Annotated in this window: 21 protein-coding genes; 3 read left to right on the top strand and 18 right to left on the bottom strand. The window is 41.1% G+C overall.

The window, feature by feature from the left end; all coding sequences use genetic code 11:
• Positions 1-110: 110 nt before the first annotated feature.
• The 14 genes from SFC47_RS08755 to hprK form a co-directional block, all read right to left on the bottom strand.
• Positions 111-1,604, bottom strand: coding sequence for a tetratricopeptide repeat protein (locus SFC47_RS08755; protein WP_411253898.1), 1,494 nt, complete (start codon positions 1,602-1,604; stop codon positions 111-113).
• A 166-nt stretch (positions 1,605-1,770) separates the two neighbouring features.
• Positions 1,771-2,388, bottom strand: coding sequence for a bifunctional phosphoribosyl-AMP cyclohydrolase/phosphoribosyl-ATP diphosphatase HisIE (hisIE, locus tag SFC47_RS08750; RefSeq protein WP_411253897.1), 618 nt, complete (start codon positions 2,386-2,388; stop codon positions 1,771-1,773).
• Entirely contained in the window at positions 2,385-3,146 is a 762-nt protein-coding gene (gene hisF / locus SFC47_RS08745; RefSeq protein ID WP_411253896.1) for an imidazole glycerol phosphate synthase subunit HisF, read from the bottom strand. The genes hisIE and hisF overlap by 4 nt, the downstream gene beginning before the upstream one ends.
• Complete coding sequence (hisA, locus tag SFC47_RS08740) at positions 3,143-3,871, bottom strand: 1-(5-phosphoribosyl)-5-[(5-phosphoribosylamino)methylideneamino]imidazole-4-carboxamide isomerase (RefSeq protein WP_411253895.1); 729 nt, start codon at positions 3,869-3,871, stop codon at positions 3,143-3,145. Before hisA ends, hisF begins: the two co-directional genes overlap by 4 nt.
• Positions 3,868-4,494, bottom strand: a complete 627-nt coding sequence (hisH, locus tag SFC47_RS08735) for an imidazole glycerol phosphate synthase subunit HisH (protein WP_411253894.1) — start codon at positions 4,492-4,494, stop codon at positions 3,868-3,870. The genes hisA and hisH overlap by 4 nt, the downstream gene beginning before the upstream one ends.
• Positions 4,495-5,082, bottom strand: coding sequence for an imidazoleglycerol-phosphate dehydratase HisB (hisB, locus tag SFC47_RS08730; protein ID WP_411253893.1), 588 nt, complete (start codon positions 5,080-5,082; stop codon positions 4,495-4,497).
• A gap of 23 nt (positions 5,083-5,105) precedes the next feature.
• Positions 5,106-6,377, bottom strand: coding sequence for a histidinol dehydrogenase (gene hisD, locus SFC47_RS08725; RefSeq protein ID WP_411253892.1), 1,272 nt, complete (start codon positions 6,375-6,377; stop codon positions 5,106-5,108).
• 1 nt (position 6,378) lies between these two features.
• Positions 6,379-7,017, bottom strand: a complete 639-nt coding sequence (gene hisG, locus SFC47_RS08720) for an ATP phosphoribosyltransferase (protein ID WP_411254095.1) — start codon at positions 7,015-7,017, stop codon at positions 6,379-6,381.
• On the bottom strand, positions 7,017-8,183 hold the full coding sequence (locus SFC47_RS08715) for an ATP phosphoribosyltransferase regulatory subunit (RefSeq protein ID WP_411253891.1): 1,167 nt from the start codon (positions 8,181-8,183) through the stop codon (positions 7,017-7,019). The genes hisG and SFC47_RS08715 overlap by 1 nt, the downstream gene beginning before the upstream one ends.
• Before the next feature lie 155 nt (positions 8,184-8,338).
• Positions 8,339-8,869: an acyltransferase gene (locus SFC47_RS08710; protein WP_411253890.1), complete on the bottom strand. Its 531-nt coding sequence runs from the start codon at positions 8,867-8,869 to the stop codon at positions 8,339-8,341.
• Position 8,870: 1 nt separating this feature from the next.
• Positions 8,871-9,518: a pyrophosphatase PpaX gene (gene ppaX / locus SFC47_RS08705; protein WP_411253889.1), complete on the bottom strand. Its 648-nt coding sequence runs from the start codon at positions 9,516-9,518 to the stop codon at positions 8,871-8,873.
• On the bottom strand, positions 9,515-10,462 hold the full coding sequence (locus SFC47_RS08700; RefSeq protein ID WP_411253888.1) for a nucleoside recognition domain-containing protein: 948 nt from the start codon (positions 10,460-10,462) through the stop codon (positions 9,515-9,517). The genes ppaX and SFC47_RS08700 overlap by 4 nt, the downstream gene beginning before the upstream one ends.
• 19 nt (positions 10,463-10,481) lie before the next feature.
• Positions 10,482-11,312 carry a prolipoprotein diacylglyceryl transferase gene (gene lgt, locus SFC47_RS08695; protein WP_411253887.1) on the bottom strand — a complete coding sequence of 277 codons (831 nt, stop codon included), beginning with the start codon at positions 11,310-11,312 and terminating at the stop codon, positions 10,482-10,484.
• Positions 11,313-11,332: 20 nt separating this feature from the next.
• Positions 11,333-12,265 carry an HPr(Ser) kinase/phosphatase gene (gene hprK / locus SFC47_RS08690; RefSeq protein WP_411253886.1) on the bottom strand — a complete coding sequence of 311 codons (933 nt, stop codon included), beginning with the start codon at positions 12,263-12,265 and terminating at the stop codon, positions 11,333-11,335.
• Positions 12,266-12,614: 349 nt separating this feature from the next.
• Between hprK and nagA the strand changes: the two genes are divergently transcribed.
• From nagA to SFC47_RS08675, 3 genes are read left to right on the top strand one after another with little or no spacing between them, the layout of a single operon-like run.
• On the top strand, positions 12,615-13,796 hold the full coding sequence (gene nagA / locus SFC47_RS08685) for an N-acetylglucosamine-6-phosphate deacetylase (RefSeq protein ID WP_411253885.1): 1,182 nt from the start codon (positions 12,615-12,617) through the stop codon (positions 13,794-13,796).
• A gap of 4 nt (positions 13,797-13,800) precedes the next feature.
• The gene (nagB, locus tag SFC47_RS08680) at positions 13,801-14,526 is read left to right on the top strand and encodes a glucosamine-6-phosphate deaminase (protein WP_411253884.1); all 726 of its coding nucleotides are present in this window, start codon (positions 13,801-13,803) and stop codon (positions 14,524-14,526) included.
• Positions 14,527-14,552: 26 nt separating this feature from the next.
• The gene (locus tag SFC47_RS08675) at positions 14,553-15,275 is read left to right on the top strand and encodes a GntR family transcriptional regulator (RefSeq protein WP_411253883.1); all 723 of its coding nucleotides are present in this window, start codon (positions 14,553-14,555) and stop codon (positions 15,273-15,275) included.
• A gap of 31 nt (positions 15,276-15,306) precedes the next feature.
• Here SFC47_RS08675 and SFC47_RS08670 read toward each other — a convergent pair whose 3' ends face one another.
• The 4 genes from SFC47_RS08670 to uvrA all read right to left on the bottom strand — a co-directional run bounded on the left by SFC47_RS08670 (position 15,307) and on the right by uvrA (position 20,163).
• Positions 15,307-15,666: a phage holin family protein gene (locus SFC47_RS08670; RefSeq protein WP_411253882.1), complete on the bottom strand. Its 360-nt coding sequence runs from the start codon at positions 15,664-15,666 to the stop codon at positions 15,307-15,309.
• A gap of 14 nt (positions 15,667-15,680) precedes the next feature.
• Positions 15,681-16,796 carry a DUF4097 family beta strand repeat-containing protein gene (locus SFC47_RS08665; protein WP_411253881.1) on the bottom strand — a complete coding sequence of 372 codons (1,116 nt, stop codon included), beginning with the start codon at positions 16,794-16,796 and terminating at the stop codon, positions 15,681-15,683.
• Positions 16,797-16,882: 86 nt separating this feature from the next.
• A complete protein-coding gene (locus tag SFC47_RS08660; protein ID WP_411253880.1) occupies positions 16,883-17,200 on the bottom strand; it encodes a magnetosome magnetite crystal formation protein family in 318 nt (105 codons plus the stop codon).
• Positions 17,201-17,286: 86 nt separating this feature from the next.
• Positions 17,287-20,163 (bottom strand): excinuclease ABC subunit UvrA, encoded by a 2,877-nt coding sequence (uvrA, locus tag SFC47_RS08655; protein WP_411253879.1) that lies wholly within the window; start codon positions 20,161-20,163, stop codon positions 17,287-17,289.
• Positions 20,164-20,167: the final 4 nt, after the last annotated feature.

The raw sequence follows: 20,167 nt of genomic DNA, 5'->3' as shown, positions 1-20,167 counted from the left end.
CTATATATAAAAAAATACGATTAAGTATAGTATTTCCTACTTAATCGTATTAAACAATCGTTATTTAGTCCATTAATCTGCTTAATGAAAAGCGGAGGCGCCGCAGCTCATTAATTTAGGTGTTTTGACACTAATTTCACATATTTCCCTATGGTTGCAGGCGAGATATCATAGCGTTTGGCAATTTCTTGCTGTGACACCTTTTCATTGCTTTTCTGGTACCAGACATATTCCATCGCTCCAGCCCAGGCACGTTTGTTGTTTAAGTTAATCTGTGACTTTGAAATCTCTACAAATACAGAAAACCACATTAAATATAATCCTGACTCAATTGTTCCGATTGGCTGATGTTTCTCATACAGAACCTCGGCAATCTCCTGTGCGTCTTTAACGGAGGAAGGAGTTCCTGACTTTACTAAGGAAACATAATTTTTTTCCATACTTGTTAGTTTCTGATTTTGCTGAAAACGTTTAGAAGTGAAGATTTCCTCTGTTTTTCCAGAAACTGAAGCTAAGAAAATAGCAAATAACCGTTCTTCTATATAATCACTTTCAAGTTTTTGAAAAATAGAACCCGCGTGATCCTCAAAGCCATTTGCTACAGGCTTTTCTGCATTCCAAGGTTCAAATCCTTCTTTATCTGGGTTCCGTTCAATAGCACTTTTCCAAATACTCCGCGCAAAATTTTCATGATTTGTATAATACGCAGAATAAGAAAGCCAATAATAAAAAGGACCGTCACCTTCAAAACCATTTTTATATAGCTTTTTCAGCCAAAAGTACGCAGACTCATATTCACCCACTAAAGCAAAGGTTGCCCCGAGTTTAAATTGGTGATCAATAAGCATCGGCTGAATTTTCTTTAAGGAATCCATTAAGCGGGCTACAGCCTTCTTTTTTCCTTGATAATGCGCAAAGACAAGGCGATTACACAATGCATGGAGATTTCCTGGATTTCTTTCTAATACATCGTCAAGAATCGATTCTGCTTTTTTAGTTTTCCCTAAATAAAAATAGGCTAATGCCAAATTATTATAGGCAGACCAATATTCTGGATAGGCTTCAACGACATCCTTTAACAGCTCTATCGCTTTTGGGAAGTATCCAGATTCCAATAAATCACGAGCCTGCTCCTGCTTAATGATAAGATCGTCTTGTTCATAAAGTTCATCTTCCAAACCCTCCGCCTCAAACGAAAGAAGCTCGAGAAGGTCATGTGTATCTTCATTAAAATCCCCATTTGGATCCAACTCCAAATACATATTTGCATGATGATACGCATCTTTAAAGAAACCCATATGGGCATAATTATTCGCTAAGAAATAATGACATTCAGCCATCTCTTCATCAAGATCTTCAAGGATTAAATGCAAGAGTCGATTAGAATTTTCAAACTCACCTAGCTCAGTTGAAACTATAGCAAGCTGACAGGTTATCATTGGTTCACCCGGCTCCAGCTGCATCGCCCGCTCGAGATACTTTTTAGATTTTTTAAAATCACGGCGATGGTATGCCTTAATACCCTTCGTGAAATAATATTCCCCAGTCGGAACAAATGAGAGAATCTTTCCCTTTTGAATTCTTGCTTTCGAGTCTTTAATCATGGAGACCTCCATCTATACACAATAAACTAACTTATGTAGTATACCACAACCAAAGCCTATACGAGAAGGGCTAGAACAGCATTGCTAAAACTGGAATTTCCTTCATATGCAAAAACACGCTGCATAACAGCGTGTTTTTGCATATTTGGTGCCTGTCACCGCAATATTATCTTTTATGTCTTTCTTCCAAAGTTTTAAGTACTTCTTTAAATGGCAGACCTTGTTCCACTAATAGTACTTGCAGGTGGTAGAGGAGGTCGGCAGCTTCCCATTTTAATTCCTCTTTGTCGCGGTTTTTGGCTGCGATGATGACTTCTGCGGCTTCTTCACCAACTTTTTTCAAAATTTTATCGACGCCTTTTTCGAAAAGGTATGTAGTATAGGCTCCTTCTGGACGCTCTTTTTCACGTTCGATAATTAGTTTTTCTAATGTTTGCAGGATTTGATAGTCACCTAGGCCGGAAGCTGCTCTCTCTGAAACAACACCTTCCGTGAAGCAGCTGACAGCTCCTGTATGGCACGCTGGCCCTTTAGGCTCTACAAGCACTAGAACAGCATCCTGGTCGCAGTCATATTTCACACTCACGACTGATTGAGTATTTCCACTCGTTGCTCCTTTATGCCACAGCTCCTGACGGGAACGGCTATAGAACCATGTTTCCCCTGTTTCCAGTGTTTTCGTCAGTGATTCTTGGTTCATATAAGCTAATGTTAATACTTCTTTCGTATCGGCGTCCTGTACGATGGCAGGTACAAGTCCTTTTTCATCAAAGCGAATATTCATCGGACACTCACTCCCTTCTCATGCAAATAGCTTTTCACTTCATGAACTGAGGTTTCCTTATAATGAAAGATAGAAGCTGCGAGAGCAGCGTCTGCTTTCCCATTTACAAAAGCCTCTTCAAAATGACGCGCATTTCCTGCACCGCCAGAAGCAATCACAGGAATACTAACCGCCTCACTTACTGCTTTTGTCAAGCTTAGATCAAAGCCATTTTTTTCTCCATCACTATCCATACTGGTAAGTAAAATTTCTCCTGCACCTAATTCAGCCGCTTCTTTTGCCCATTGTATTACTTTCCGGTCTGTTGGCGTTCTGCCGCCATGTGTATACACACGCCAAGTTCCAAGGTCTTCATCATACTTTGCATCGATGGCAACTACAATGCATTGCGTTCCAAAGTAACCTGCCCCTTCAGAAATCAGTTCAGGGTTTAAGACTGCTGCTGTATTTAATGACACCTTATCTGCACCTGCACGCAGGATTCTTTTCATGTCTTCTAAAGAATTAATACCGCCGCCTACGGTAAAAGGAATCGCAAGCTCCGAAGCGACAGACTTTACCACTTCTACCATCGTTTTTCGACCTTCTACAGAAGCTGAAATATCAAGGAAAACTAACTCATCTGCTCCTTGTTCATCATAAAATCTTGCTAACTCAACTGGGTCACCGGCATCCCGAAGCTGTACAAATTGAATTCCTTTGACCACTCTTCCTTCTTTTACATCAAGGCAAGGAATGATCCTTTTCGTCAGTGTCATTTGCTCACCCCGCTAATCGCAAGTGCTTCCTTCAAGGTAAAGCGCTTCTCATAAAGGGCCTTCCCAACAATTGCCCCTTTTACACCCTCTGCATGCAGCGCACGTAAATCAGCTAAACTGCTCACACCGCCAGATGCGATTACTGTTTTTCCTGTTACCTCTGCCATTTGGCAAACAGCACTAATATTAGGTCCAGAAAGTGTTCCATCTGTAGCAATATCAGTGAAAATAAACGTCTCGGCACCGGCATCGGCAAAGCGTTTACTAAGATCCACAGCTTTCACTTCCGAGGTTGTCAGCCAGCCATGTGTGGCCACATACCCATTCTTTGCATCGATTCCCACAACAATCTGTTCACCGTACTTCTTTATCATCGCAATCGCAAATTCCGGATTGGAAACGGCAATACTTCCAATGATCACGCGTGTAATCCCGTTTTCCAAATAATGAAGAATGTCTTCTTCAGAACGAATACCTCCGCCAATTTGAACGTTTACCTTTAACTGCTTTGCTGCTTCAATAACAAAGGAGTCATTAATCCGTTTACCATCCTTTGCCCCGTCAAGGTCAACCATATGTATCCACTGTGCACCATCTTCTGCAAATGCTCGAGCCATATCAAAAGGTGAATCACCATAAATCGTTTCTTTATCGTAATCACCTTGTAGAAGGCGAACGCAATTCCCGCCGCGCATATCAATCGCTGGATAAATAGTGAGTGTCATCGTACCGCCTTCCTTTCTTCCACTAAGTTCAAGAAGTTTTTCAATAGAGCCATTCCAAGCTTACTGCTCTTTTCTGGATGAAATTGCATTCCGTAAATATTATCCTTACCAACAACCGCAGACACCGCTTCATTATAATTTGCTTTTGCCAGCAGCACCTCAGAATTTTCGGCATTCACATAGTAGGAATGTACAAAATATACATAATCCTCTTCTAGGCCTTCTAAAAGTGGCGAGGAGCTTACAAATTCAAGCTTGTTCCAGCCCATATGCGGAACCTTATACGTTTCTCCCTCAGGGGTTTTGCCAGGAAAACGGCGTACACTTCCAGGCAATAATCCAAGCCCTTTTGTTAAACCATTCTCATCACTATCTTCAAACAATAGCTGCATACCAAGGCAAATCCCAAGTAAAGGTTTCCCGGTTGCAGCGAACTCCTTAATGGTATCAACCTGCAGTACTTCCATTGCATCCCGGAAGGAGCCTACTCCTGGAAGCAGCAGTGCATCAGCACGAAGAAGCTCTTCTCTTTCTCCTGATATAAAATAATCGGCATTCAACCGCTCAAGTGCCTTACTGACACTAAAGAGATTGCCCATACCGTAATCGACAATACCGATCATTTACAACATCCCTTTCGTTGACGGAACTCCTTTGATGCGAGGGTCAATGGTCGTTGCTTCATCCAGGGCCCGGCCAAGCGCTTTAAAAACAGCCTCAATCATATGGTGTGTATTTTGACCATAATGTACAATCACATGAAGATTCATGCGGGCCTCTAGGGCAAGCTTCCATAAGAATTCATGAACGAGCTCCGTGTCAAAAGTACCCACCTTTGAACTAGGAAACTCAGCACGCATTTCAAGGTGCGGCCGGTTGCTGAGGTCAACCACAACCTGAGCTAACGCTTCATCCATTGGTACAAAGGCATTACCATAGCGTTTAATTCCTTTTTTATCACCAAGGGCTTCCCGCAATGCCTGTCCAATACAAATCCCGATATCCTCTGTAGTATGATGATCGTCTACCTCGATATCTCCTTTTGCGTTCACATTAAGATCAAATTGTCCGTGTTTCGTGAATAAATCAAGCATATGACTAAGGAACGGAACTCCTGTTTCAAGTTCAGAATTTCCTTCGCCATCAATGTTTAGCGATAAGCTGATTTGGGTTTCATTTGTATTTCGTTCAAGCTTCGAGTATCTTTCCATGGAAGGGCCCCCTAGCAAAATAATTATTGATTTTTTAGTCTTAATTCCACTGCACGTGCATGTGCCTCAAGGCCTTCCATGCGTGCAAATTTTGCGATTTTTTTTCCATTATCTTTTAATGCTTTCTCACTATATATAATAACGCTGGACTTCTTTTGAAAATCATCCACATTTAAGGGACTTGAAAATCTAGCGGTACCATTGGTCGGCAGTACATGGTTAGGTCCCGCGAAATAGTCGCCAACTGGTTCTGAACTATAACGGCCAATAAAAATAGCTCCTGCATGACGAATTTTCCCGAGCAGCTCTATCCCGTTGTCAGTCAAGATTTCTAGATGTTCTGGTGCGAGCTGATTCACCGTTTCCACAGCTTCCTCAAGGGAGGAAGTCACATAGATTACACCAAAGTCAGCAATCGACTTCGCAGCTATTTCCTTGCGCGGCAATAATGCTAGTTGCTGCTCTACTTCAAGTGCCACCGCTTCCGCTAACGTATTAGAAGGTGTGACAAGGACACTGCAGGCACGCGGGTCATGTTCAGCCTGTGATAATAAATCTGCAGCAACCTCATCAGCCCGTGCAGAATCATCTGCAATAATTGCGATTTCACTTGGTCCGGCAATCATATCAATATCAACATCACCGAATACCTCACGCTTTGCCAATGCTACAAAGATATTGCCTGGACCTGTAATCTTATCAACAGAAACAATAGACTCTGTTCCATAGGCCAATGCACCGATAGCCTGCGCTCCGCCGACCTTATAAATCTCTTTCACTCCTGCTTCCTTCGCTGCAACCAGAACTGCTGCTGGCAGTTTTCCTTCTGTGTCAGGAGGTGAAACCATCACGATTCTTTTTACCCCTGCTACTTTTGCTGGAATGACATTCATAAGTACCGAGGAAGGATAGGCTGCCGTTCCCCCTGGGACATATACGCCTACTGAGTCAAGCGGAGTAATTTTTTGACCAAGTATACTTCCGTTTTCTTCGGTTGTCATCCAAGAAGGACGCAATTGTTTTTCATGAAAGCTTCTAATGTTTTCAGCAGCCTCTCTCACAATCGAGATAAACTCAGAATCCACCTGCCCATATGCGTCATTTATTTCATTTTCGCTAACAGCAAAGGATTCCAGCACGACCCGGTCAAATTTCTCAGTGTAAGTCCGCAGCGCTTCGTCACCAGAGGTACGAATGTCAGAAATTATTTCCTTCACGACAGCTAATTGTTCAGCAGTTCCTGATTCTATGGACCGTTTAATGGAAACAAGTTCACTTACTTTCACTATTTTCATCCTATTTTACCTCCACGGAGACAACGCCGCTTAACCTTGTAACTAATTCGTTAATCACCTTGTCTTTAATCCGATAGCTTACAGGGTTGACGATGAGCCTTGATGTCACATCTTTAATTCTTTCAAATTCAACTAGACCATTTTCAACAAGTGTTCGGCCGGTCGAAACAATATCAACAATTCGATCCGCTAAACCGATTAGGGGAGCAAGTTCGATTGAACCGTTTAATTTAATGATTTCTACTTGTTCGCCCTGCTCGCGGAAATAAGCTGCAGCCACATTAGGATATTTCGTTGCCACTTTTGGTGCAACATCGTTCATGGCTGTCCCTGGCAGACCGGCCACCGCTAAATAACAGGCGCTGATTCTTAAATCAAGCAGTTCGTATACATCCCGTTCTTCTTCAAGTAAAACATCCTTACCTGCGATCCCGACATCAGCCACCCCATGTTCCACATATGTAGCTACATCCATTGGTTTTGCGAGAATAAAACGCATGTCTTCTGCTTCTACATCGATAATAAGTTTCCTAGAATCATCGAATTCAGGGGGCAGGTTGTATCCAGCTTTCCGGAGTAAATCCAAAGCTTCTTCAAAGATTCTTCCTTTTGGCATCGCAATCGTTAATTTCGCATTCATCATGAAGCCCCCCCAATTAAATAGGTGGTATTGGCAAAGTTCTTTGTAAATGCATCAAGATTCTTTACACCATTAATGTCCTGCAGGACGATTTTCTTTCCAGCAGCTTTCATAGTTTCAGCTAATTGAAAAGCTTCCTTGCGCCTTTCCCGGCTGAAGAATATACATTCCATCGTATTTGTAACCTCTTGTGGTCCCATTGCTTCTAAAAGTTTATCGAGTCTTACAGCAAAACCTGTGGCACTCGCATTTTTCCCAAATTTCTCAATCAAGCCATAACGGCCGCCATTTCCAATCGGGAAGCCGACATTTCCGGCATAGGCTTCAAATAAAATCCCTGAATAATAACTCATATGACTGACAATGGTAAAATCAAATTTCACATAGTCCTTCAAACCGTAGTCTGTAATGACCTCCCATAATTCCTTCAACTGTAAAAGAGATTCTTTTCCATAGCCGTCTTCAATGATGTCGAGTGCTTGACCGATTACCTCAGCGCCTCCCCTTAATTCGAGAAGCTGTAGCAGCCTTTGTTTATCAATGGAAGATAGAGAATAAGAGTTTACCTGCTCACGGTATCCGACAAAATTCTTTTCATATAAAAACCGTCTTAATGCGGTCGCGCGTCCATTTGTTCCTAAGATTTGCATAAATAATTCCTGGGCAAAACCAATATGTCCGACAGAAACTTGAAATTGACTCAGCCCCGCTTTTTTAAGAGAAGAAACCAATAGTGCAATTGCCTCGCCGTCACTAGAAACGGTGTCATCATTTATGAATTCCACACCAATTTGTTCAAACTCAGCAGGTCTGCCTCCTTCCCGCTGCTGTGCGCGGTAGACCTTACCCGCATACGCAAGCCTTAACGGGAGATCATTTTCTAACAGGCGGGAAGCCGCTACTCTGGCAATCGGCGCCGTCATATCCGGTCTGAGCACGAGGGTGTGCCCATCTTTATCAAGTAATTTGAACAGCTCTGGGTCAAGTATGGCCGAGGCTGTTCCAACGGTTTCATAGTATTCTAATGTAGGTGTTTCTATAAATTGATATCCCCACTGCTTAATGGCCTCTTCCATCAATGAACGGACATGTTGTTTCTTTTCATATAGTTCCGGAAGCGTATCTCTCATGCCTAAAGGCTTTTCAAACATAAATAAACGGCTCATCCAAATCATCCTTTATTTTCAGAATCCTTTAGTTCGCTAATATACTAATGAATTAAAGTTTACCTTTTTGATTCATTTTCGTCAACTGAAAACTAAAATCCCGCACTAACCCTTAATATGTAATAAAAAAACCAGGTTCTAAAACCCGGCTTCTTTTATTTCTTCCCATAAATTTCATCATCGGCCCAGCGTTTATCCATCTCTTCTTTTGAATAGATGATTCGCATGGGATTGCCGCCGACGAATGCACCAGCAGGGACATCTTTATGAACGAGTGTTCCAGCGGAAACGATGGCACCGTCACCAATCGTTACCCCAGGGAGAATGGTTGAATTAGCCCCAATCATCACCTCACTGCCAATATTAACAGGTCCCAGCCGATATTCTTTTATCAAATATTCATGGGCAAGAATAGTGGTATTGTAGCCAATTACTGTATTACGACCCACACTGATTTTCTCAGGAAACATCACGTCAAGCATCACCATTAAAGCGAAGGAAGTCTCTTCCCCAACCTTCAGTCCTAAAAATGTTCGATAAAGCCAATTCTTCATACCAAGAAAAGGTGTGTACCGTGCTAGCTGAATCACAATAAAGTTTTTTACAACCTTCCAAAAGGGAACCGTTTTGTATACATGCCAAAGGGAGTTTGCTCCTTCAACACGGTAGCGGGTTGTATTTCTCATCTTATTCCTCTCCGAGAATACTTAATAAATCTTTCATGTTCTCTAACATGTAATCCGGTTCATATTTTGCTAGATACTCTCTGCCCTTAATAGACCAAGCAACTCCTGCAGTCAATGTACCTGCATTTTTCCCCGCCAATACATCGTGAAAATTGTCGCCTACCATTAAGGCTTCCTCTGGCTTCGCACTTAACTTTTCAAGCGCTAAAAAGATCGGTTCAGGGTCAGGTTTTACTTTTTTTACATGATCGTACGCAATCATGACGTCAAAGAAGGCATCCAATTTCATCAAGCGAAGTCCCTTAAAAGCAACATCTTCACGTTTCGTCGTAACAATTGCCAGCTTATATCCCTTTTTCTTCAAGATCTCAATAGTTTCCATCACACCGGCAAATTCTTTTACAAGAGCATCGTGATTAGCGATATTGTAAGTTCGATATTCGACTATCATTTCCTCCACTCGCTCGGGATCCATTGAACCAAAAACTTCATGTAGGGTCGGACCAAGAAACGGCAAGACATCTTCCCGGGCATATTTGCCTGGATAGTATTTTTCAAGTGTGTGCAGATAAGTTGAAATAATTAATTCATTGGTATCAATTAACGTTCCATCTAAATCGAATAGAATCGTATCTATTTTATTTTTCATAAGTTGGTTTTTGCTTCCTTTCTAGTCAAGATGCCTGACTTTTTCCAAATCAAACCGACAATCAATGTCAGTGCAATCGCTACACCAATCCGAATTAAAAAGAGCGGCCAGACTGGAATTCCAAGCGGTATAAAGATAAGCGTATCCTCCACTACTGCATGGCAGGCCATTAGAAAAATAAAGGCGAGTGTCAGATCCTTCTTACTGACTCCATCTTCCTCCACAGCCTGGATAACAACCCCTGCACCATACGCAAGTCCAAATAACAAACCCGCTGCCATTGTTGTAGAGGTGTTTTCGTTCATTCCTAGGCTCCTAGTAATCGGAGACATCCCCTGTGAAAACTTTTTAAGCCATTGCAAATCTTTTAAAATTTGAATCACAATCATCAGCGGAATTACAATCAAGGCCAACTGAAGAATTCCCAGACCCGCCTTTTCAACCGCTGCCAGTAATATGGACCCCAATCCTGACACCTGTTCATCACTTTGTGCTTGAATCATTCCATATTGGGCAGTCTCGCTGCCTCCCTGCCAAACTAAATTGATCACGATGGCTGACAGAAATGCAAGCCCCAGCCTTGTAACAAGCACAAGCCAAAGCTTTACTCCAACTTTCATGGCAACGCCTGACTCAACAATTAAGTTATGAGAAAATGAGAGCATAACAGCTAAGATAAATACTTCTTTTACCGTAAGATCTAAGGTTAAAATCGCCCCGATTGCCGCATAGAGATTGAGAAAGTTCCCTATAACAAGTGGAATTGCCGCATCGCCTGATAAGCCCAGCAATTTCATCAATGGTGTAATCGCCTCAATGATCCACGGTAAAACAGGAGTATACTGCAGCAAAGCCACAATAAGGGTTACTGGAAAAATAATTTTCCCCAAGGTCCATGTTGTTTTTAACCCTACCTGAATACCTTTTTTAATTGAGTTAATCATTTCTCCGATGTCTCCTTCTTTAGTGCGTTAAGGCTTGATTGTTTTTATCTAAATATCTGTCTTTCGCTAGATTTTTCTTCCGGCGGTAAACCAGAATGATTACAGCACCAACTATTAATGCGATTGAGATGAATTGTGCCATTCTTAAGCCGCCCATCATTAAACTATCTGTTCTTAAGCCTTCAATGAAGAAACGGCCGACTGAGTACCAAATAACATAGGATAGAAATAGTTCCCCTCGGCGAAGGTTCACAGTTCTAAGCATGATTAATAGAGCAAAACCGAGGATATTCCAAATAGACTCATAAAGGAAGGTCGGATGATAATAAGCACCATTAATATACATTTGATTAATGATAAACTCAGGAAGCTGGAGGTTTTCGAGGAAGGTTCTAGTGACTTCCCCTCCATGGGCTTCCTGATTCATAAAATTCCCCCAGCGTCCGATGGCTTGACCTAAAATAATGCTTGGTGCAGCAATATCGGCAATTTTCCAAAAAGATATCCCGCGTTTTTTTGCGAAAACATAGGTTGTTACAACGGACCCGATTAGTGCTCCATGGATGGCAATGCCTCCATTCCAAATCTGAATGATTTGACCTGGATGCTCTGAATAATAGCCCCATTCAAAAATAACGTAATACAAGCGTGCTGAAAGGATTGCAATGGGGATTGCCCAAAGCATTAAATCAGCGAAGGTATCCTTTGGAAGTCCCCTCTTATCGCCTTCTTTAATGGCGAGATAAAGCGCCAATGCTAAACCTGAACCGATGATAAGACCATACCAATGAACTGAAATTGGTCCTAATGAAAATGCAATCGGGTCAAGCGGCTGTATAGTTGAATTCATACCATTTCTCCTTTATTTAATTATTCCTCGTGTTCTCCATCCTCAATTACATCTGATAGGCGTTCTGTAAATTGCTGTGCAGCATTGACGCCCATTCTTTTTAGACGATAGTTCATTGCAGCTACTTCAATAATAACAGCCAGGTTTCGTCCAGGTCGGACTGGGACAGTGATTTTTGTAATCTCCGTATCAATGATTTTCATCTTTTCATCATCTAACCCAAGCCTGTCATATTGCTTCTGAGCATCCCAGATTTCCAAATTAATAACCAAGGTAATTCGCTTATTGCTTCGAACGGCACCTGCTCCAAAAAGAGTCATGACATTGATAATGCCCAATCCGCGAATTTCTAATAAATGCTCAATTAAATCGGGAGAGGTTCCAACAAGTGTATCTTGATCTTCCTGCCTGATCTCTACACAGTCATCCGCAACAAGTCTATGTCCGCGTTTTACCAGTTCTAATGCGGTTTCACTCTTACCTACACCGCTTTTTCCTGTGATCAGTACTCCTATCCCATAGATGTCGACTAACACCCCATGTACAGCAGTAGTTGGTGCAAGCTTACTCTCTAAAAAGTTAGTTAATCGGCTTGAAAACCGTGTTGTTTTCATATTTGAACGCAATACAGGAACGGATTCACGCTCGGAAGCTTCAATCAACTCTTCAGGAATTTCTAATCCCCTTGTAAGAATGATGGCAGGAGTGATATCTGTGCACAATCGCTCCATTCTTGAAATACGTTCATTTTTGGGTAATCCCTCATAGAAGGAAAGCTCCGTTTTTCCTAATAGCTGAATTCTTTCTGCTGGGTAATATTCGAAGTATCCAGCGAGCTCAATTCCCGGTCTCGATATATCACTAGTAGTAATTGGGCGATTAATTCCTTCTTCACCGCTGACTAGTTCCAAATGAAATCTTTCATAAATATCCTTCGTACGTACCTTTGGCAAAAGTTTTCCTCCTTAATAGAAAAGCGGAAGCGCCTGTCCAGGGGCGGCCGGCATAAGACGAGCCGGCATGAAGGTTGCTCTTTAACCTTCATGTCGGATTGGCTTATGCCCGAGCCCCTAGGCGCTGCAGCTAGACAAAAATCATTATTGAACTAAATTAATTTCTTCTTATTTTAGCACTATTTAATTAATTTTCATAACACAATGGAAGTTATTGTGTGATTAATACAATCTTAATTTAATGGAAAAAATAAATAAGAATGAAATAGCCAACTGGTATAGACAACTATTCCACTTGAGGATATAATAACCTCATAAAGGTACTATTATTGAAATGGAGATGAAGATTTTGAGCCAACTTTTACTGGTACACGGCAGCACCATTTTAGAAAATGAAGTGGCAGAATCTATCTATATTTATATTGAAAATGGAAAAATCCAAGAAATTGGTCCAATTGATACGCTTCCTGCACATTTATCTGCAATAGAAACAATAGAAATCCCTAGGGAACAATATGTTGTTCCTGGTTTTATAGATGTTCACATTCACGGAGCTGCGGGAGCAGATACCATGGATGCAAGTATTGAAGCGTTAGAAACGATGGCAAAAGCACTCCCAGCTGAAGGAACCACAAGCTTCTTGGCTACTACGATTACCCAAAAACATGAAAATATCGAAAAGGCTCTGAAAAACGCAGCAGTTTACGTTAAGGGACACAATAACGCTGGAAAGTCAGATATTCTCGGCGTTCACCTAGAAGGGCCCTTTATTAATAAAAAACGGGCTGGTGCACAGCCGAAGGAATTCATAATAGATCCTGATATTGAATTATTTAAGCATTGGCAAGAGCTTGCTGAAGGAGGCATTAAACTAGTAACCGTTGCCCCTGAACTTGAAAACGGGACAAACTTTGTTTCTTATTTACACGAAAATGATGTGATCGCTTCTATTGGACACTCTGATGCCATTTACGAAGAAATAGAAAAGGCCGTTCGTGCTGGAGCAAAACAAGTGACACACTTATTTAATGGCATGAGAGGAATCCATCATCGAGAACCCGGCGTTGCTGGTTCTGCGCTTGTTTTTAAAGAGTTAATGGTGGAATTAATTGCGGATGGAATTCACGTCCGCCCTGAAGTAATGAAGCTTGTCATGAATGCCAAAGGTTCAGAAGGCATGATTTTAATAACAGATTCGATGAGAGCAAAATGTCTCAAAAATGGAATTTATGACCTTGGCGGGCAGGATGTATCCGTTAGTGATGGGAAGGCTCTTCTAGCCGACGGAACACTGGCTGGCAGTATTTTAAAAATGAACGACTCTATAAAAAACATTCTAGAAGCAGCAGAAATTTCTCTGCGGGAAGCTGTTCAGATGGCAAGTGTAAATCCTGCTAAACAATTGAAAGTCTATGACCGTAAAGGGAGCATTTCCGAAGGAAAAGATGCAGATATAACCATCTTATCGAAGGACTATCAAGTTGAAATGACCATCTGCCGCGGGGAAATTGCATACAAAAAGGGGGAATAACAGCATGAAACTAATTCGCACAGAAAATTATACAGAAATGAGCCTAACAGCTGGAAAAATTATCGTTGACAAAATACGCTCTAACCCAAGTCTAACACTGGGACTAGCAACAGGTAGCACACCACAGGGTATTTATGATTTTTTAATACAGGATCATGTAGAGAATAAAACCAGCTATAAAAATGTCAGATCCGTCAATTTAGATGAATATATCGGACTTCCAATTAAAGATGAGAATAGCTACCACTATTTCATGAACCAAAATTTATTTAAACATTTAGATATCAAAGAAAATCATACTCATATTCCAAATGGTGCAGCGAGCGACTTAGAACAAGAATGCCTTCGTTATGAGCAGCTCATCAAAGAACTTGGTGGAGTTGACCTGCAGCTTCTTGGCATTGGACAAAATGGTCATATCGGCTTTAATGAACCAGGTACTGCTTTTTCCAGCAGAACTCATATTGTAACTTTAGCCCAAAGTACAAGGGAAGCGAATTCAAGATTTTTTAACTCACTGGAGGAAGTGCCTACTCACGCAATCACCATGGGTATTGCCTCCATCCTAGATAGCAAGGAGATTCTCCTGCTGGTTTCGGGTGAGAGAAAAGCTGAAGCATTAAAAAGGTTTGTAAACGGAGAAATAAGTGAGGATTTCCCTGCCTCTGCGCTAAAGAACCATGAAAATGTAACTGTCATTGCAGATAGAGATGCATTAAAATATATCTAGTACTTTTCTAAGGAGGAGGTGATTGAATGATAAACAAAAATTCACCAGTTCCCATTTATCATCAACTAGAAGAGTACATTAAACAACAAATAGAGAATGGTGTTTTAGCAGAAGAAAGTGTCATCCCTTCAGAACGGGAATATGCAGAGCGATTCCAAATTAGCCGAATGACTGTAAGACAGGCCATTAATAATTTGGTTTCTGAAGGCTATTTAAAAAGACAAAAAGGCAGAGGCACCTTTGTTAATATGAAAAAGGTCGAACAGGAATTACAGGGAATGACAAGTTTCACAGAGGACATGCTCTCAAGGGGAATGAATCCAAGCAGCAGTTTGTTATCCTTTCAAATTATCCCTGCTGACAAAAAAACCGCTTCTTCCCTTAATATTGGAGAAAATGACTCTGTATACAAAATTACGCGGATACGTTTAGCAGATGGTGCCCCGATGGCACTTGAAACTGCCTTTATCCCCGTTGAGATTGTCCCAGGTCTGACAGAGGAAAACAGCAATCTTTCTCTTTATCAATACATCGAGGAAAACCTTGCTCTTACGATTAGTGAAGCGACACAAGAAATTGAAGCGTCTATTGCGGACCATGTTGATGCACAAGCGTTAGAAATAAAACTCGGAGATCCTATTCTCTTGATCGAGCGGATTTCTTATTTACAAGACGGTATCCCCTTTGAATTGGTCAAGTCTACCTTCCGTGCAGATCGATATCGATTTATTCATACGATGAAACGGTAAAGAAGCAATTGGCTAAAGCCAATTGCTTCTTTTATTTTTCTTTAGAGGAATTAAGGATCGTCTTATCCAGAATCAGCGTGACAATCGACATAATGACTGCAGCTAATAACGCCATTCCAAATCCTGCAATTTCAAACGCATCCCCCATCAAATAATCCGTAATCTCAAGAGTCATCGCATTAATAACAAACAGGAAAAAACCTAATGTTAAGATTGTCGCAGGTAAGGTTAAAATGACTAGAATCGGGCGTACTATAACATTAATGATTGAGAGTAAGAAACTTGCAGCTAGTGCAGCGCCAAAGCCTTCTAACACAAAACTTTCAGAAAAATATCCCGCTATCGCCATGAACAATACTGCATTTATTAAAATCCCAATCAACCATTTCATTTTTCAATCTCCTATTATTTGTTAACCTCATCCGATTTGTGCAGCGTAATCGATCCTGTTTTAGTATCAACAAATATCTTTAACATGCGGTCAGGGTGATTAATGGACTGAAAGCGAAGCATTTTTTGGATCATTTCACTTTTTTCTTCAAGTACCTGGATTCCATCGAGTTTAATATTAAAACCGCCAAGATTCGTCTTTAACTCCCCGCTCGCAGCTACTCCATCGGGAATGTACAAATCGATTCCGCCTGTAGTTGCTTTAGCAGCAATTAATTCACAGCGATTACCAGTTAAGTTATAGGTTGTATTTCCATTTAACGTTTGCGTTTCGACTTTTCTAAAGTCACCATCAAGCTTAATAGCACCATTAATGGTTTCTACCTCAAGTGCATCAATTGTACTCGTTTGAAGGGTAATATGACCATTTGCCGTTTCAACTTCTGCCCTTTTCCCATTTAGGCGGGCAAGTTCAATTTTCCCATTGGCTGTTTTCATACGCAAATCACTAATCGTTAATTCTTCACCTGAAATTGGACCATTAAACATTCTTACACGAACACGTTCATATTCAGCTTGCGGAACATAAACTACTGCGTCGACCTTCATCCATTTTTGCTGAGTCAAAAATCGCAATTTTTGCCCATCAATCGCAAAATGGACATCCTTTAGAAAGTTTTCCCTGGCTTGTTCGGCATTCTCTACACGATATACCTTTGCCTGGCATTCGATCCGAACATCGTTTTGATCCCAAGGTACCAGTTTAAGAGAGCCATTCGCAAGATCAATATCCATATCACGTAAGTAGACATCGCCTTGATGAAATATATGTGAGATTTCAACCGATTGACCAAAGTTCAAATCAAAGTCAAGGTCCTTAATTTTCTTCAAAGCACTATCGACAAAATCAAAAATTTTATCTTTCGTGGAATGAACTTTGCTTTGTGCAGTCCCCTCTTTCTTTGCTTCCTCAAACTTAAAGGCAGTTGATATTTCTTGTGCAATTTGTTCCTGCTTTTGTTCCATATTCTGTCCTGCTTTTTCAAGTTCTTCTAGTAAGGTTAAGGCTTCATCAACGTTAAGCTTTCCATCTTCAACCATTTTTAATATTCTTTTACGTTCTTCCTTCATCTCATATCCACTCCAATAAATATATTTCATTGGCTGTGTTCAATTAGTCTGTTGATTTTCGCTCTAACACAGCCGTTCATTTAATCCTATTCCATTGTTAAGGCTTTTACGCCTTTTATCACATTCCAGATCGTGACAATTAGACTAACTAAGACGATTATACCGGCCGAAATTAGTGTAAAAACAGGAATAGCGTCATTGTTTATAGCATTAATATCACTAAAAATTGCAAATATTAAGAGCGGTACAGGTATCAGCGGGATTAAATGGGATAAGAATGCTTTTTTTGCATGGCTTTTGGTCATTTCGTCTCCAGATGCAAGCATAACAACAAGCGGAAACAGAATTCCAGCAAAGAAAATACTAAAGTAACATAAACCTGAAAGAACCTTCCGAGTTTCCATTCATCATCACTCCCCCTCACAGAATATTTACGTATGGAGAATATGAAAGTTTCAATATATCTATAAAAAAAGCTAAAACGCAAGTTTTAGCTTTTTCCGATTGTTTCTTTTTCTTGTATTTGTTCTTTCATCCGCAGCCGGTCACGATCTAGGATTGGTTTTAAGTATCTTCCCGTATAGGATTCCGGTACTTCCGCCACCTTTTCCGGTGTTCCAGTTGCCACTATTGTACCACCCTTGTCTCCACCTTCTGGACCAAGGTCAATGATATAATCTGTTGCTTTAATCACATCTAGGTTATGCTCAATAACTAGTACTGTATCACCATTGTCAACGAGCCTCTGCAAGACGACTAATAATCTTGAAATATCGTCAACATGAAGTCCTGTTGTCGGTTCGTCTAAAATGTAAAAAGATTTCCCGTTTGAGCGTTTATGAAGTTCCGATGCAAGCTTCACACGCTGTGCTTCCCCGCCAGAAAGAGTTGTCGCCGGCTGGCCTAGTGTAATATACCCTAACCCAACATCCTTGATGGTTTGCAGCTTTCGACTGATTTTAGGAACATTCTCAAAAAATTCTACGGCTGTTTCGACAGTCATTTCAAGAATTTCTGAAATGCTCTTTCCTTTGTATTTCACTTCAAGTGTTTCACGGTTATAGCGCTTTCCATGACAAACCTCACAAGGAACATAGACATCAGGAAGGAAATGCATTTCTATTTTGATAATTCCATCACCGCGGCAGGCTTCACAGCGTCCACCCTTAACATTAAAGCTAAAACGTCCTTTTTTATAGCCGCGGACCTTTGCTTCATTCGTTGTCGCAAACAAATCACGGATATCATCGAAAACCCCTGTGTATGTTGCCGGATTTGAACGAGGTGTTCTGCCAATTGGAGATTGATCGATGTCGATAACCTTATCTAAATTCTCAATCCCCAAGATATTCTTATGTTCACCAGGCTTTGTTTTCGCTCGGTTAAGCTTCTGGGATAACGTCTTGAGAAGAATTTCATTGATTAATGTACTTTTCCCTGATCCAGAGACACCCGTTACAGCAACAAACATGCCTAGTGGAATTTTCACATTTACGTTACGCAAGTTATTCTCAGCAGCGCCTTTTATTTCTATAAATCTTCCATCGGGCTTACGACGTTCAATCGGAAGCGGAATGAACTTTTTCCCAGACAGATACTGCCCTGTTAAAGAATCAGGATGCGCCATTACTTCAGCAGGTGTGCCTGCTGCAATGACTTGCCCGCCGTGAATCCCTGCACCAGGACCAATATCGATTAGATAGTCTGCTGCGATCATTGTATCTTCATCATGTTCCACCACAATTAGGGTGTTTCCGATATCACGCATATTTTGCAGTGTTCCGATTAAACGGTCGTTATCTCGTTGATGAAGACCAATTGATGGTTCGTCTAAAATATAGAGAACACCTGTTAACTTAGAACCAATCTGGGTAGCTAATCGGATCCTCTGTGCTTCTCCTCCTGAAAGAGTACCTGCTGCTCTTCCTAAGCTTAAGTAATCAAGTCCAACATTCATAAGGAATCCAAGCCGCTCACGAATTTCTTGAAAGATTAATTTGGCGATTTGCATTTCTTTGTCTGTTAGTGTTAATTCATTAAAAAATTGATAAGATTCTTCAATTGATAACTCTGTGAGTTGGGAGATATGACGTCCAGAAATGAGTACGGCCAAGGTTTCCTTCTTTAAACGATGACCCTTACAGACCTGACATGGCTGCTCACCCATGTACTTCTCCATCTGCTCTCGAATCCAATCAGAGCTGGTTTCCTTATAACGGCGTTCAACATTACGAATGACGCCTTCAAACTCAATATGGCCCTCTCGTATTTGTCCAAAATCATTCTCATAGCGAAAATAAATTTTATCTCCTTTTGAACCGTAAAGAACTTTTTCAATTAGGTGCTGTGGGATATCCTTATAAGGCATGTCCATATCGATCCCATAATGATTGCAAACTGCTTCAAGAAGCTGTGGATAATATTGCGAGCTTGATGGTTCCCATGGCGCAATTGCATGCTGCTTTAATGACAATTCCTTATTTGGAATGACAAGGTCCACATCTACCTCAAGCTTAGACCCTAGCCCATCACACTCTGTACAGGCACCAAAAGGGCTATTGAACGAAAACATCCGCGGTTCCAATTCACCGATGGAAAACCCGCAATGTGGACAGGCATGGTTTTCACTGAACAAAAGCTCTTCTACTCCAATGACATCGACGATTACTTTCCCTTCGCCAAGCCTTAAAGCCGTTTCGAGTGAATCAGCAATCCTTGCCGTAATCCCTTCCTTTATAACAATTCGGTCAATTACAACCTCAATGGAGTGTTTTTTGTTTTTATCTAAAACAATCTCTTCTCCAAGGTCAAGCATCTCACCATTGACACGGACACGAACAAATCCTTGCTTCTTTATATCCTCTAAAACCTTAACATGCATTCCTTTTCGTCCAGAAATGACTGGAGCTAGAATTTGCATTTTTGTCCGCTCTGGGTACTCCATTATACGGTCGACCATTTGTTCAATTGTTTGTGAGGAAATCTCAATATTGTGGATTGGACAAGTTGGTCTTCCGACACGGGCAAAGAGTAATCGCAAATAATCATAGATTTCTGTCACCGTTCCCACTGTTGAACGCGGGTTCCGACTTGTTGTTTTCTGATCGATTGAAATCGCTGGAGATAATCCTTCAATAGAATCTACATCAGGCTTATCCATCTGCCCTAAGAATTGCCGTGCATAGGCTGAAAGTGATTCTACATAACGGCGCTGCCCTTCTGCGTAAATCGTATCAAAAGCAAGGGAGGACTTCCCTGAACCAGAAAGTCCTGTTATCACAACAAGCTTATCTCTCGGAATGGTGACATCGATATTTTTTAAATTATGGGCTCTGGCGCCTTTTACAACTAATTTTTCCATCGCCATGTTA

It is taken from the genome of Neobacillus niacini (assembly GCF_046591715.1).
Lineage (GTDB): Bacteria > Bacillota > Bacilli > Bacillales > Cytobacillaceae > Neobacillus > Neobacillus niacini_L.
The sequence above is the reverse complement of the archived record's forward strand: the minus strand, read 5'-3'. Positions and strand labels throughout refer to the sequence as shown.